This is a genomic window from Rhodococcus sp. NPDC003322 (assembly GCF_053589555.1).
On the sequence record NZ_JBSFSC010000003.1, the window covers coordinates 778,706 to 792,429 of the forward strand.

Consider the following 13,724-nt stretch of genomic DNA (forward strand, 5'->3'; position numbering starts at 1 on the left):
CATGAGCAACAGCACGGACATCCCCGACAGCGTCGTCGACGAGGCGGCCCTGCCCAAGCACGGTCTGCTGTCGCGGCTGTACACCGGGACCGGCGCGTTCGAGGTCGTCGGAAAGCGCAAGCTCTACTACGGGATCGTCGCCGCCGTCGTGGCGATCTCCATCCTGAGCATGATCTTCCGCGGCTTCTCGCTGGGCATCGATTTCGAAGGCGGCTCGCGGATCCAGTTCCCGGCCGCCACCGGGGCGACGACCGAACAGGTCGAGAAGGTCTACGCGGACACGCTCGGGCACGATCCGGTGTCCGTGCAGACCGTCGGTTCCGGCGACAGCGCGACGATCCAGATCCGCTCGGACGCGCTCGACGCGCGGCAGACCGTCGAACTGCAGAACGCGTTGTTCGACGAGTTCCAGCCGGAGGACAAGAACGGCGTACCGAGCAAGAATGCGATCAGTGTCGCCGACGTGAGCGAGACCTGGGGCAGCCAGATCACCAAGAAGGCGTTGATCGCGCTGGTGGTGTTCCTGGTGATCGTCAGCGTCTACATCGCGATCCGCTTCGAACGGGACATGGCGATCGCCGCGATCGTGGCCCTGTTCTTCGACATGGTGGTCACCGCCGGCCTGTACTCACTGGTCGGACTCGAGGTCACGCCGGCGACGGTGATCGGTCTGCTGACGATCCTCGGTTTCTCGCTGTACGACACCGTCGTGGTGTTCGACAAGGTCGAGGAGAACACCCGCGGTGTCCTGCACACCACCCGGCGCACCTATGCCGAACAGGCGAACCTGGCGGTCAACCAGACCCTGATGCGATCGATCAACACCACCGTCATCAGTGTGCTGCCGGTGATCGGCCTGCTCGTCGTCGCCGTCGGCCTGCTCGGCGTCGGCACCCTCAAGGACCTCGCGGTCGTGCAGTTGGTCGGCATCGTCGTCGGCGCCTTCTCGTCCATCTTCTTCGCCACCCCGCTGCTGGTGTCGATCAAGGAGAGGTGGGGGCCGGTCTCCGCGCACACCAAGAAGGTGCTCGCGCGGCGGGCCGAACGGTCCGGCGGGTCGAATTCGGTTTCGGCCGCCGCACTGGCAGGCTCGGCCGGGGCGCGGCCGACGGCCGCCCCACGGCGGCCCGGTGAGACGCCCAAGCCGGGCGCCAGGCCGACCGGAAAGCGCGACAAGAAGAGGCATTAGGAACATGCGGAGCAGTGCGAGTGGTGGCGACGGGCGTCGACGGAACGGAAGGAAGCGGGCCCCGGCAGTCGTCGCCGCACTCGCGCTGATCGCGACCGGCGCGGCCTGCGGCTCCCAGGAGGACCAGGTCCCGTCGATCGGTTACGGCATCGACAACGTGGTCAGCACGTACAACGCCAACACGGTGGACGGCGCAGCGAGCGGAGCGCGGCAGGCGTTCGTCCGGGTGCTGGCCGGGCTGAGCTACATCGGCCCGGAGGGCACCGCCCTGTCCGACGGTGACGTCGGGAGCGCGATGACGGCGCCGGGCGAGACACTGACCGTGAACTACCGGATCAACCCCGCCGCCGTCTACTCCGACGGGGTTCCTGTCACCTGCGACGACATGGTGCTCACCTGGGCGGCGGGCAATGGCCGGTTCCCGGAGTTCCACGCCGCCAGCCGGGCGGGTTACGCCGACATCGACCGGGTGGACTGCCAGCCGGGCGCCAAGGACGCGACGGTCGTGTTCAAGCCGGGGCGCGCGTACGCGGACTGGCGCGGGTTGTTCGGTGCGACCGAGCTGATGCCCTCGCACGTCGCGGGCCGGATCGGAGGAGTTCCCGACGTCGTGGCCGCCGTGCAGTCCGGGGACACCGAGGCGATCGGCCGGCTCGCCGGGTTCTGGAACACGGGATGGAATCTCGTTCCGGGGCAGGCGGATCCGGCGTTGTTCCCGTCCTCCGGGCCGTACCGGCTGGACTCGGTGGGCGAGGACGGCGGGGTGACGCTCGTCGCGAACGAGCGCTGGTGGGGCAACAAACCGGGCACCGATCGAATCGTGGTGTGGCCGAAGAACTCCGACCTGCCCGCCCGCCTGGAGGCCGGCGATCTCGACGTGATCGACGTCGGGACCGGTGCCATCGAGGGCGTTGCCCCCGGAGACGGGTTCACCACCCTCACGCAGCCGTCCCGTAGCAGTGAACAGTTCGTGCTCGCCACCGGCGGCGTGTTCGGGTCCGCCGACGCGCGACGCGCGTTTGCCTCGTGCGTACCGCGGCAGGACCTGTTCGACGAGTACGGACACCCCGGTTTCGACCACTCGTCGGGACTCGGGTCGGGCGTGCTCAATTCACGATTGGCGCAGCAGGACATGCTGATCTACCCGACGGCAGCCGGGGTGGTGGGGGAGCGGTACCTGCAGCCGGATGTCGACGCCGCGAAGTCGGCTCTCGCGGCCTCGGGTCAGGGCCCGATCACCGTGCGGGTCGGCTACCTCGCCCCGGACGCTCGGCGTGCGCAGATCGTCGCCGACGTCGCCGCGGCCTGCGCGCCGGCCGGGATCACCGTGCAGGACGCGAGTTCGCCCGACTTCGGTCAGGGTGCGCTCGGAGCGGGCCAGGTGGACGCGGCGCTCGGTGGCACCTCCTCCGCGCAGGGAGCTGCAGGGCTGGATTCGCTGGTCCCGCCCGCATACGCGCTGGCCACCGGGAACGGCACCAACATCGGCAACTACCGCAACGGTCGCGTCACCGAGATCGCCGACCAGCTGGCGGTCGACACCTCCGACGGCAGCCGCCTGAACCTGACCACCGAGGCCGAGAACATCTTGTGGTCGGACATGCCGTCGATCCCGCTGTTCGCGGCGCCCCGGACCACGTCGATCGCGAACGGCATGCACGCGGCGGTCCCGAATACGACCGTCGCCGGGGCGGGGTGGAACATGGACCGGTGGATACTTCTCCGGTGAACACCGACAGCACCTTCTCCTCGGGCTCGGCCGAGAGCGCACTCGCCTCCGCCTCCGCCGACGTCGCACGTCTGATCCGCTGGGCGGACGACTTCCCGGAGCCGGGTGTGCGGTTCGCGGACCTGACTCCGGTGTTCGCCGATGCTGCCGCCTACCGTGACGTCGTCGATGCGATGGCCGCACTCGGTGACGATGTCGATCTCGTCGCGGGCATCGACGCCCGCGGATTCCTGCTGGGAGCCGGTGTGGCCCGGGCACTGGACGCCGGGGTGCTCGCGGTCCGGAAGGCCGGCAAGTTGCCGCCGCCGGTGCTGGCCCGGTCCTACCGGCTCGAGTACGGGTCCGCGACGCTGGAGATTCCGGCCGACAGCATCGATCTGCACGGGCGCCGGGTGCTGGTGATCGACGACGTCCTGGCCACCGGCGGCACCCTGGGCGCGGCCGCGGAACTGCTCGAGGCTGCGGGCGCCGAGGTCGTCGCGATCGCGGTGGTGCTCGAGATCGAGTCGCTCCGCGGGCGTGACCGACTCCCGGACCGCCCGCTGACCTCGTTGCTGAAGGTCTGAGGACTACAGTTGGCTCGGGTGAGAAGTTCGATCGGTGGGAGGTGACGGATATGACGCAGAACCTCGACAGGTCCGGGTCCGGGAGAGTGACGCCCAATGACGCGGCCGCGCAGCCGGTTCCGACCTCGGCGTCGCGTCGGGTGCGGGCTCGGCTGGCCCGACGGATCACCGCTCAGCGAAACGCGGCGATCCGGCCGGTTCTCGAACCGCTCGTCGCGATCCACCGCGAGCTGTACCCGAAGGCGAACCTGGCGACGTTGCAGCGTGCCTACGACGTCGCCGAGGAGCGTCACGCCCACCAGAGCCGCAAGTCCGGCGACCCGTACATCACGCACCCCCTGGCCGTCGCGACGATCCTCGCGGAACTGGGTATGGACACCACCACCCTGGTCGCGGCACTCCTGCACGACACCGTCGAGGACACCGGCTATTCGCTGGAGCAGCTGACCGACGACTTCGGCGACGAGGTCGCCCACCTGGTCGACGGCGTCACCAAGCTGGACAAGGTGGTGCTCGGCAACGCCGCGGAGGCCGAGACGATCCGCAAGATGATCATCGCCATGGCGCGCGACCCGCGCGTGCTGGTGATCAAGGTCGCGGACCGCCTGCACAACATGCGCACGATGCGATTCCTGCCGCCGGAGAAGCAGGCGCGCAAGGCCCGCGAGACCCTGGAAGTCATTGCGCCGCTTGCGCATCGGCTAGGTATGGCGACCGTGAAGTGGGAGCTCGAGGACCTCTCGTTCGCGATCCTGCACCCGAAGAAGTACGAGGAGATCGTGCGCCTGGTCGCGGACCGCGCGCCGTCCCGCGACACCTACCTGGCGAAGGTTCGGGCCGAGATCAACGCGACCCTGGTGGCGTCACGGATCAACGCGACCGTCGAGGGCCGCCCCAAGCACTACTGGTCGATCTACCAGAAGATGATCGTCAAGGGCCGCGACTTCGACGACATCCACGACCTCGTCGGTGTCCGGATCCTGTGCGACGAGATCCGCGACTGTTACGCCGCCGTCGGTGTCGTGCACTCGCTGTGGCAGCCGATGGCGGGCCGGTTCAAGGACTACATCGCGCAGCCCCGGTACGGGGTGTACCAGTCGCTGCACACGACCGTGATCGGCCCCGAGGGCAAGCCTCTGGAGGTGCAGATCCGCACCCGGGAGATGCACCGGACCGCCGAGTTCGGCATCGCCGCGCACTGGCGCTACAAGGAGACCAAGGGCAGGCATTCCGGTGACGCCGCCGAGGTCGACGACATGGCGTGGATGCGACAGCTGCTCGACTGGCAGCGGGAGGCCGCCGATCCGGGCGAGTTCCTGGAGTCGTTGCGCTACGACCTCGCGGTCAAGGAGATCTTCGTCTTCACCCCGAAGGGCGACGTGATCACGCTGCCCGCCGGGTCGACACCGGTCGACTTCGCGTACGCGGTGCACACCGAGGTCGGGCACCGCTGCATCGGCGCCCGCGTCAACGGCCGTCTCGTCGCGCTCGAACGCACCCTCGAGAACGGCGAGGTCGTCGAGGTGTTCACCTCCAAGGCCGTGAACGCCGGACCGAGCCGGGACTGGCAGTCGTTCGTGGTGTCACCGCGCGCCAAGGCGAAGATTCGTCAGTGGTTCGCGAAGGAGCGCCGCGAGGAGGCGCTCGAAGCAGGCAAGGAAGCGATCGCGAAGGAGGTCCGGCGCGGCGGTCTGCCGCTGCAGCGGCTGCTCAGCGCCGAGTCGATGACCGCGATTGCGCACGAGTTGCGGTACGCCGACGTCTCCGCGCTGTACACCGCGGTCGGTGAGCACAACGTCTCGGCCCAGCACGTCGTGCAGCGCCTGGTGGCGCAGCTCGGTGGGGTCGGCGCGGTGGAGGAGGAGCTCGCCGAACGGTCGACGCCGTCCACGATGCCGATGCGCCCGCGCCGCGGCACGGACTCCGGGGTGCTTGTGCCCGGCGCCGAGGGCACGGTCGCGAAGCTCGCCAAGTGCTGCACCCCGGTGCCCGGCGACGAGATCATGGGCTTCGTCACGCGCGGCGGCGCGGTGAGCGTGCACCGCACCGACTGCACCAATGCGACGTCGCTGCGTGGGCAGTCGGAGCGGATCATCGAGGTGCAGTGGGCGCCGTCGGCGTCGTCGGTGTTCCTGGTGGCGATCCAGATCGAGGCCCTCGATCGGCACCGGCTGCTGTCGGACGTGACGAAGGCGCTCGCGGACGAGAAGGTGAACATCCTCTCGGCGTCGGTCACCACGTCCGGCGATCGCGTCGCGATCAGCCGGTTCACCTTCGAGATGGGCGACCCGAAGCACCTCGGGCACGTCCTCAACGTGGTCCGCAACGTCGAGGGCGTGTACGACGTCTACCGGATGACCAGCGCCGCATAGCGGCTCATCTTCCGAACGGCGGGTCGGGCAGGTCGGCGCCGAACACGTCGGGCAGGTCCGTGGACACCCGATCGGGGAACGTCGCCGGCCGCTTCTCCAGGAAGGCGGCGATGCCTTCGCGAGTGTCGGCGGCGACACCGCGGAGGTTGATGCCGCGGGATTCGACGCGGTGCGCGAGCATCGGATGGTCGGCGGCGAGCATGCGCCACACCATCTGCCGGGACAGTGCCACGGACACCGGTGCGGAGTGTTCGGTGATCCGGCGGGCCAGCGCGTACGCCTCGTCCACGACGCTCTCCTTCGGGTGCAGCGAATGGAACAGTCCGGCGGTGTGCGCCTCCGCGGCGTCGACGATCCGTCCCGAGTAGATCCAGTCCAGGGCGGTCTGCAGGGGCACCAACTTCGGCAGGAACCACGTCGAACACGACTCGGGGACCAGGCCGCGCCGGTTGAAGACGAATCCGATGCGGGCGTCGTCGGCAGCGATGCGGAAATCCGCTGCCAGGGTCATCGTGATGCCGACCCCGACCGCCGGGCCGTTGATCGCGGCGATGATCGGTTTGCGGGACTCGAACATCCGCAGCACCACCCGGCCACCGCCGTCGCGCCGCATCGCGCCGTCCCGGTGCTCCTCGCTCCACGCGACGAAGGTGTCCGGGCCGCCGGACAGGTCGGCGCCGGCACAGAACGCCCGCCCGGCGCCGGTCAGGACCACCGCCCGCACGTCGTCGTCGGCGTCGCAGCGGTCATAGGCGTCGATCAGTTCGTTCTCCATCGTCGTGGTGAAGGCGTTGAGCTGCCCCGGACGGTTGAGTGTGATGGTGGCGAGGCCGTCGGCGACGTCGAGTCGAATGTGCTCCATCGGCACAGTCTCGCATGCAAACTGAACGAGCGATAGTTACCCTTGGGAGTCGATTCGTGCGGTTGCCAGGGGAAGTGGTGACGAGGGCAATCTCCGAACGGTCGTTCGGTACGCTGGCGATCATGTGTGCTGCCAAGGGAACCGTCGGCCGGCAGGTGATCCTGGACTCCGCCGTCCGGAACATGACCGAGCGGGGCTATCACGGGACGTCGATGCGGGATATCGCCCGTGACGCCGACATCACGGTGGCGTCGATCTATCACCATTTCGCGAGCAAGCAGGAGATCCTGCAGGACATCATGGTCCGCGCGCTCCACGACGCCATCGCGATGACGCGTGGAGCGCTGGTGCGGTCGGCAGGCACTCCGGCGGATCAGCTGCGGTCGGTGGTGCGCGCGTGGGTCATGTTCCACACCACGCGGCAGTCGGATGCGCGCGTGGGCGCCAGTGAGATCCGCAGTCTGGACCACGATGGCAGGCGTCTGGTGGTCGCGTTGCGCGATGAGCAGGAGAGCATCTTCCGCGACGTCATCGATCGCGGTGTCGAGGAGTCCGTGTTCGCAACGCCGCTGCCGCGTGACGCGGCGCGGGCGATCATCAACATGGGGCAGTCGGTGTGCGCGTGGTGGCGCCCGGATGGTCCCCTGACACCGGAGGAGCTCGCACAGCGGTACGCGGATCTCGCCTTGGCGATGGTGCAGGCACGGGAATGACCCGGGCCCGGGAGACCGGGTCGGTGGCGAACGATCGATTGGCGGCGCATCCTGCGCCGCCATTTTCATTTCTCCACCCGCACGTCAGGGCGTTGGAGCAGAAGCCTGTTGACACTTAACGTGCGCTAAGTCACTATTGCTCAAGCCGAACGATCGTTTGGCTGAGAGTGTGACGAAGGGTATCTCCCGTGACCACATCCCTGCGCGAAACGCAGTCCGTCCTCGACCTCCCGTCGCTCGCCGATCACCTCCGGGGTGCGCTCGGGGGTGGCCTCGAGGGTGAGCTGACGGCGACGCTGATCGGCGGTGGGCGGTCGAATCCCACGTATCGCCTGACCGACGGCGCGCGGTCGTGGGTGCTGCGCCGCCCCCCCTATGGGCATGTCCTGCCGACCGCACACGACATGAAGCGTGAGTTCACGGTGATCGAGGCGCTCGGTGGCACCGCGGTTCCCGTGCCGCGGGCCGTTCACCTCTGCCTGGACGAGTCCGTGCTCGGTGCCCCGTTCTACCTGATGGACCTCGTCGACGGTGTGGCCGTCGGCACCCCGGAACAGGCCGCCGACCTCACCGCCGGCGAGCGTCGCCGGCTCGGGTTCGCGTTCGCCGACACCCTCGCCGCGCTGCACGGCGTCGATCCCGCGGCGGTCGGACTGGCCGAGTTCGGTCGCCCGGACGGCTACCTCGAACGGCAACTGGGTCGATGGGAACGTCAATGGGAGGCGTCGCGGACCACCCATCGCCCGGAGGTCGACGTACTCCTGCGGAGGCTCCGGAATGCACTGCCGCAGAGTGACTTCCCCGGAATCGTGCACGGTGACGTGAAGCTCGACAACGTGCTCGTCACCCGCGAGGATCGTGGTCGCATCGCGACAGTCCTGGACTGGGAGATGGCCACCCTCGGTGACACGCTCGCCGACGTCGGCATCATGCTCGGCTTCTGGGACGTACCCGGCGAGGTGCCCAACCCCATCACCCGGGGACTTGCAGCGCTGGACGGGTTTCCGACGCGCGACGAGATGCTCGAACGGTACGCCGCCACGCGGGGAATCGACCTTCCGGACATCGACTGGTACGTCGTGTTCGCCGATTTCAAGATCGCGGTGATCGTGGAGGGCATAGCCGCCCGACACGCCAAGGGGGAGACCGTCGGGGACGGCTTCGACGGCGTCGCCGACATGACCGCGACGCTGCTGCAGCGCGCCCTCGACCAGGCCGCGCGTTCGTCGGTCCCTGCGCTCAGACACTGACCATCTCCCGAACAGGAGTTCAAGACAATGGATTTCGAGTACAGCCCGAAGGTGCGGGATCTCCGGTCCCGGCTGGCGGTGTTCATGCAGGAGCGGGTGTTACCCGCCGAAGCGATCGCGGCCGAGCAGTTGGCGAGCAAGCCCGACTGGTGGGGTGCGCCACCGATCATGGCGGACCTCAAGGCGGCCGCGAAGCGGCAGGGACTGTGGAACCTCTTCCTGCCGGACAGTGGTGGGGCGGGGCTGTCGAACCTCGAGTACGCGCCCCTCGCCGAGTTGACCGGGTGGAGCCCGACCATCGCGCCGGAGGCACTCAACTGCAACCCGCCGGACACCGGGAACATGGAACTGCTCGCCCGATACGGAACTCCGGAACAGAAGCAGCAGTGGCTGATTCCGCTACTGGACGGCGAGATCCGGTCCTGCTTCTCGATGACCGAGCCCGACGTCGCGAGTTCCGATGCGAACAACATCCGCCTCGAGATCGCAGACGAGGGTGAGGAGTGGGTTCTGACGGGTCGCAAGTGGTGGTCCACCGCCGCACTGCGCGACGACAACCGGGTCGCGATGGTCATGGGTGTCACCGACCCCGACGGCCCCGTCGGGTCACGCCACTCGATCGTCCTGGTGCCCATGGACACCGCCGGTGTCGAGGTGGTCCGCTCCACCTCGGTCCTCGGATTCGACGACCGGCACGAGGGCGGACACGGCGAGATCGTGTTCCACGCGGTGCGAGTACCCAAGGCCAACCTGCTCGGCCCGCGGGGCAGGGGGTTCGCAGTCGCGCAGGCCCGCCTCGGTCCGGGTCGCATCCACCACTGCATGCGGTTGATCGGCATGGCCGAACGGGCGATCGCGCTGATGGCCGAGCGCGCCCGCACCCGGGTCGCATTCGGCAGGCCGCTGGCCGACGAGGGGGTTGTGCAGGCCACGGTCGCGGACGCGCGCATCGCCGTCGACGCGGCGCGACTGACCGTTCTGCGCGCGGCATGGCGGATGGACACGGACGGCGCGAAGGCCGCCCGCCACGACATCGCCGCCGCGAAGGTCCTCGCGCCCCTGACGGTGAAGAAGATCGTCGACGACGCCATTCAGATCTTCGGCGGCGCCGGCCTGTCCCAGGACACGCCCCTGGCGATGCTGTACTCGCAGGCCCGGTTCCTGCAGATCGCCGACGGCCCGGACCAGGTGCACAGGCGATCCCTCGCCCGCGCCGAGTTCGCAGCGACTCCCGTCCTCACCGAGGTTCGAGGATGACCGCCACCCCGACCGACCTCCCCCCGAACGAATCGAGACACGACATGAGCTCCGACACCGTGGGCGTGACACCACAGCCCGGCACCACGACCGAGACGCCACCGAAAGCCGGCCGCGCCGCCGTTGCCGCGGCGATCTCCACCTCGCTGGAGTGGTACGACTTCTTCATCTACTCCACCGCTGCCGCGCTGGTGTTCAACTCGACCTTCTTCGCCACCGGCAACGAGGTCGTCGCGGCGGTCAACTCCTTCGCCACGGTCGCGGTCGGCTTCATTGCCCGGCCGATCGGTGGAGTTCTCGCCGGCCACTTCGGGGACAAGGTCGGGCGCAAGCCGGTCCTGGTCGCCGCCGTCGTCATGATGGCCGTGGCGACGTCACTGATCGGATTCGTGCCGAACACCGAGATCGTCTGGCTCGCACCGATGATTCTCGTGACACTGCGGATCTGCCAGGGACTCGCGGTCGGCGCGCAGTGGGGTGGCGCGGTGCTGTTGGCGACCGAGAACGCACCCGCGAACCGGAGAGGATTCTTCGGCAGCTTCGCCCAGCTGGGTGTGCCGATCGGCGTCGTACTCGGCAACGTGGTGTTCCTGGTGATCACCTCGACCGTCGCCCAGGACTCGTTCCTGAGCTGGGGGTGGCGCATTCCGTTCTGGATCAGCCTGGTGATGCTGCCCGTTGCGTTCGCGATCCACCGCTACCTCGAGGAGACTCCCGAGTTCAAGAAGGTGGCGAAGAAGCTGGACGAGGCGCCCAGGGTGGAACGCTCGCCGATCCTCGAGGTGCTGCGCAAGAACCCGGGCACGGTGCTCCTCGCCGCCGGTTCGAACGCCATCGGAATCATCTTCTTCTACACGATGATCACCGGCTCGGTTCAGTTCGTCACCACTTACCTGGACGTCGAACGTTCGACCGTGCTCACCTACATTCTCATCGCCTGCGCGCTGCAGATTCCGCTGGTGCCGCTGTTCGGCCACCTGTCCGACCGGTTCGGTCGCAAGCTGATCTTCGGTCTCGGTACCGCCGCCATGACGCTGTGGGGCCTGCCGATGTGGCTGCTGATCGCCGCATCCGGTCCCGGCAAGGTGTGGCCGTTCGCGATCGCGGTGATCGTCGGCGTCGTGGCCATGTCGTTCCAGACCGGAACACAGGGAACCCTGTTCTCCGAGCTGTTCCCGCCGGAGGTCCGGTTCTCCGGAGCATCGCTGGGCTACCAGATCTCCGCCATCGTCGGCGGGTTCGCACCGATGGTCATGGTGCTGCTCGTGGGCGGCGACCCGGCCAACGCGTGGAAGGTCGGCGCGATGATCGCGGTCGGCGGAGCGATCGGACTCCTCTGTCTGCTGGCCATCGTCCGCAGGTACTCCCAGCCGAACGAGCCCGCGCTCGCATCCTGAAATCGCGACGAAGGAGGACGAAACCGATGGTGGACTTCCCGGACACCCACGCCGTGACAGACCCCGACCGGCCCGCGTACATCATGGCGGACACCGGCGTCGTCGTGACCTATCGCGAGCTGGTCGACGACTCCCGCGCGATCGCGGCGCTGTTGTGGTCGCGCGGGATGCGGCACGGCGACTGTGTCGCAATCCTGATGGAGAACAATGCGTGGTTCCTCAAACTCGCATGGGCGGCGCAGCGCATCGGGTTGCGCTACGTGACGCTGTCGACGCGGCTGCTCGCCGACGAAATCGCCTACATTCTGAGGGATTCCGGTACGAAGGTGCTGTTCACGAGCGCCCGGTACCTCGAGTCCGCGGCCGGGGCCACAGCGGAACTGCCGGCGACCGGTCACCTGTTCACGATCGACGATCCGGGACTCGGGTTCGAAAACCTCTCGGCCGCAGTCGCATCGGTCCACGGGTCGGTGGCGGTGGAGGAGTGTGAGGGAGTCGACCTGCTGTACTCGTCCGGGACCACCGGTCGGCCCAAGGGCGTCATCGCGGAATTGCCCCTGCATCCTCTCGGGACCCCGCCCGGCGTCGCCCAACTGCTGCACAGTCGGTGGGGAATCGACCGCGACGCCGTGTACCTGTCGCCGGCACCGCTCTATCACGCGGCGCCGTTGCGGTTCAACATGACCGTGCACCGGCACGGCGGAACGTCGATCGTGATGGAACGCTTCGACGCGGAGCGGGCGCTCGAGCTCATCGAGCGGTACCGGGTCACACACACCCAGATGGTGCCCACCATGTTCATCCGGATGCTCAAGCTGCCGGACGTGCAGCGGACCGGACACGACGTGTCGTCGCTCCGGGTTGTGATCCACGCCGCCGCGCCGTGCCCACCGGACACCAAGCGCGCAATGATCGACTGGCTCGGACCGATTGTCCACGAATACTATTCGTCGACCGAGAACTGCCTGTTCACCGCGCTGGACTCCCGCGAGTGGCTGGCGCATCCGGGATCGGTCGGCCGTCCGCTGCTCGGAGCCGCGCACATCGTCGACGAGACCGGGCAGGAGTTGCCCGCGGGTGAACCGGGCACCATCTGGTCCGAGGGCGGCCTGCAGTTCGAGTACCTCAATGATCCGGAGAAGACCGCTGCCTCGCGCAACGACCGGGGCTGGACCACGGTTGGCGACCTCGGCTACCTCGACGAGGACGGCTTCCTGTACCTGTCGGACCGGCGCGCGGACCTCATCCTCTCCGGCGGAGTGAACATCTATCCCCGCGAGGCCGAGGACGTGCTGGTCGTGCACCCGAAGGTCGCGGACGCCGCGGTGTTCGGGATACCGCACGACGAACTCGGTGAGATCGTGCACGCCGTCGTGCAGCCCGTACCGGGTGTGACGGCGGGCCCGGACCTGGAGGAGGAGTTGCTCGCCTTCTGTCGGGAGCGGCTCGCGACCTACAAGTGTCCGCGCCGCATCGACTTCGAGGCCGAGTTGCCGCGCCATGCGACCGGCAAGCTGTACAAGCGACTCCTGCGCGACCGGTACACCCGGACCGTGTCGCGGTGAGCACCGTCGAGGTCGTCCGGCCGGTCGACGGCATCACGCAGGTGACGTTGAACCGGCCGGACGCGCTCAATTCACTCACCGCGGAGATGGTCGGGGAACTGAGGGAGGTGCTCACCGACATCGGGGCGGACCGCTCGTGCCGGGTCGTCGTGCTCACCGGGGCCGGCCGCGCGTTCAGCGCGGGCCTGGACCTGAACGGCTACGGCGACGAGGACGAGGTCGCGGCGGAGGGTGTGCTCGGGCGGACGCTCTCCCGTCAGCGGGAGATCGCCGGGCTCGCCCAGCAGCTCCACGAGCTGCGGCAGCCGGTGATCGCGGCCGTCAACGGTCCGGCCGCAGGGGGCGGGCTGGCACTGGTGTGCGCGAGCGACATCCGGATCGCCGCGACGCCCGCGGTGTTCGCGGTGTCGTTCATCCGAGCCGGCTTCTCCGCCTGCGACATCGGGGTGTCGTGGCTCCTGCCCCGGATCATCGGGGCGGGGAGGGCACACGAGCTGATGCTCACCGGTCGCCGGTTCGACGCCGGTGAGGCGCTGCGGCTGGGTCTGGTCACCGACGTGGTCCCGCCCGATGAGCTGCTCGACGTCGCGCTGGCGAAGGCGGGGGAGATACTGCTCAACCCGCCGCTGTCGGTGGAGCTGACCAAGCAGGGTATGTGGATCGCCCTGGAAACCGCGTCGTTCGACGCGTCGGTGGAGTTCGAGAACCGGCAGCAGGTGTTCACCGCGCTGACCGAGGACCGCGCCGAGGCGACCGCGGCCTTCCTCGGGAAGAGGCGCCCGACCTACCGCAGGCGCTGACGCGCTCGTGCGTGGTTTGGTGGT

Annotated in this window: 11 protein-coding genes; 10 read left to right on the top strand and 1 reads right to left on the bottom strand. The window is 68.5% G+C overall.

The genetic code is table 11. The features are described 5' to 3' along the window. Position 1: 1 nt before the first annotated feature. From secF to ACWDUM_RS15925, 4 genes are read left to right on the top strand one after another with little or no spacing between them, the layout of a single operon-like run. The gene (gene secF / locus ACWDUM_RS15910) at positions 2-1,189 is read left to right on the top strand and encodes a protein translocase subunit SecF (RefSeq protein WP_450134681.1); all 1,188 of its coding nucleotides are present in this window, start codon (positions 2-4) and stop codon (positions 1,187-1,189) included. A gap of 4 nt (positions 1,190-1,193) precedes the next feature. Continuing rightward, entirely contained in the window at positions 1,194-2,918 is a 1,725-nt protein-coding gene (locus ACWDUM_RS15915) for an ABC transporter substrate-binding protein (protein WP_450134682.1), read from the top strand. Further along, positions 2,915-3,484: an adenine phosphoribosyltransferase gene (locus tag ACWDUM_RS15920; RefSeq protein ID WP_450134683.1), complete on the top strand. Its 570-nt coding sequence runs from the start codon at positions 2,915-2,917 to the stop codon at positions 3,482-3,484. Before ACWDUM_RS15915 ends, ACWDUM_RS15920 begins: the two co-directional genes overlap by 4 nt. A gap of 50 nt (positions 3,485-3,534) precedes the next feature. Beyond that, positions 3,535-5,856: a RelA/SpoT family protein gene (locus ACWDUM_RS15925; RefSeq protein ID WP_450115051.1), complete on the top strand. Its 2,322-nt coding sequence runs from the start codon at positions 3,535-3,537 to the stop codon at positions 5,854-5,856. A 4-nt stretch (positions 5,857-5,860) separates the two neighbouring features. Here the strand turns inward: ACWDUM_RS15925 and ACWDUM_RS15930 are convergent, their stop codons facing one another. After that, entirely contained in the window at positions 5,861-6,718 is an 858-nt protein-coding gene (locus tag ACWDUM_RS15930) for a crotonase/enoyl-CoA hydratase family protein (RefSeq protein ID WP_450134684.1), read from the bottom strand. Between the two features lie 122 nt (positions 6,719-6,840). Between ACWDUM_RS15930 and ACWDUM_RS15935 the strand changes: the two genes are divergently transcribed. The 6 genes from ACWDUM_RS15935 to ACWDUM_RS15960 all read left to right on the top strand — a co-directional run bounded on the left by ACWDUM_RS15935 (position 6,841) and on the right by ACWDUM_RS15960 (position 13,700). Beyond that, positions 6,841-7,431: a TetR/AcrR family transcriptional regulator gene (locus tag ACWDUM_RS15935; protein WP_450115049.1), complete on the top strand. Its 591-nt coding sequence runs from the start codon at positions 6,841-6,843 to the stop codon at positions 7,429-7,431. 188 nt (positions 7,432-7,619) lie between these two features. Next, positions 7,620-8,681 carry a phosphotransferase family protein gene (locus tag ACWDUM_RS15940; RefSeq protein WP_450134685.1) on the top strand — a complete coding sequence of 354 codons (1,062 nt, stop codon included), beginning with the start codon at positions 7,620-7,622 and terminating at the stop codon, positions 8,679-8,681. A gap of 27 nt (positions 8,682-8,708) precedes the next feature. After that, positions 8,709-9,938 carry an acyl-CoA dehydrogenase family protein gene (locus ACWDUM_RS15945; protein ID WP_450134686.1) on the top strand — a complete coding sequence of 410 codons (1,230 nt, stop codon included), beginning with the start codon at positions 8,709-8,711 and terminating at the stop codon, positions 9,936-9,938. Between the two features lie 44 nt (positions 9,939-9,982). Next, positions 9,983-11,335: an MFS transporter gene (locus tag ACWDUM_RS15950; protein WP_450134687.1), complete on the top strand. Its 1,353-nt coding sequence runs from the start codon at positions 9,983-9,985 to the stop codon at positions 11,333-11,335. A gap of 26 nt (positions 11,336-11,361) precedes the next feature. Next, on the top strand, positions 11,362-12,900 hold the full coding sequence (locus tag ACWDUM_RS15955; protein ID WP_450134688.1) for an AMP-binding protein: 1,539 nt from the start codon (positions 11,362-11,364) through the stop codon (positions 12,898-12,900). Further along, positions 12,897-13,700 carry an enoyl-CoA hydratase/isomerase family protein gene (locus ACWDUM_RS15960; protein WP_450115044.1) on the top strand — a complete coding sequence of 268 codons (804 nt, stop codon included), beginning with the start codon at positions 12,897-12,899 and terminating at the stop codon, positions 13,698-13,700. The genes ACWDUM_RS15955 and ACWDUM_RS15960 overlap by 4 nt, the downstream gene beginning before the upstream one ends. Positions 13,701-13,724 lie beyond the last annotated feature (24 nt).

Excerpts from the sequence above, each read along its gene's own strand:
- ACWDUM_RS15955 (WP_450134688.1), top strand. The coding sequence starts at position 11,362 with ATGGTGGACTTCCCGGACACCCACGCCGTGACAGACCCCGACCGGCCC.
- ACWDUM_RS15945 (WP_450134686.1), top strand. The coding sequence starts at position 8,709 with ATGGATTTCGAGTACAGCCCGAAGGTGCGGGATCTCCGGTCCCGGCTG.
- ACWDUM_RS15915 (WP_450134682.1), top strand. The coding sequence starts at position 1,194 with ATGCGGAGCAGTGCGAGTGGTGGCGACGGGCGTCGACGGAACGGAAGG.
- secF (WP_450134681.1), top strand. The coding sequence starts at position 2 with ATGAGCAACAGCACGGACATCCCCGACAGCGTCGTCGACGAGGCGGCC.
- ACWDUM_RS15925 (WP_450115051.1), top strand. The coding sequence starts at position 3,535 with ATGACGCAGAACCTCGACAGGTCCGGGTCCGGGAGAGTGACGCCCAAT.
- ACWDUM_RS15950 (WP_450134687.1), top strand. The coding sequence starts at position 9,983 with ATGAGCTCCGACACCGTGGGCGTGACACCACAGCCCGGCACCACGACC.
- ACWDUM_RS15930 (WP_450134684.1), bottom strand. The coding sequence starts at position 6,718 with ATGGAGCACATTCGACTCGACGTCGCCGACGGCCTCGCCACCATCACA.
- ACWDUM_RS15935 (WP_450115049.1), top strand. The coding sequence starts at position 6,841 with ATGTGTGCTGCCAAGGGAACCGTCGGCCGGCAGGTGATCCTGGACTCC.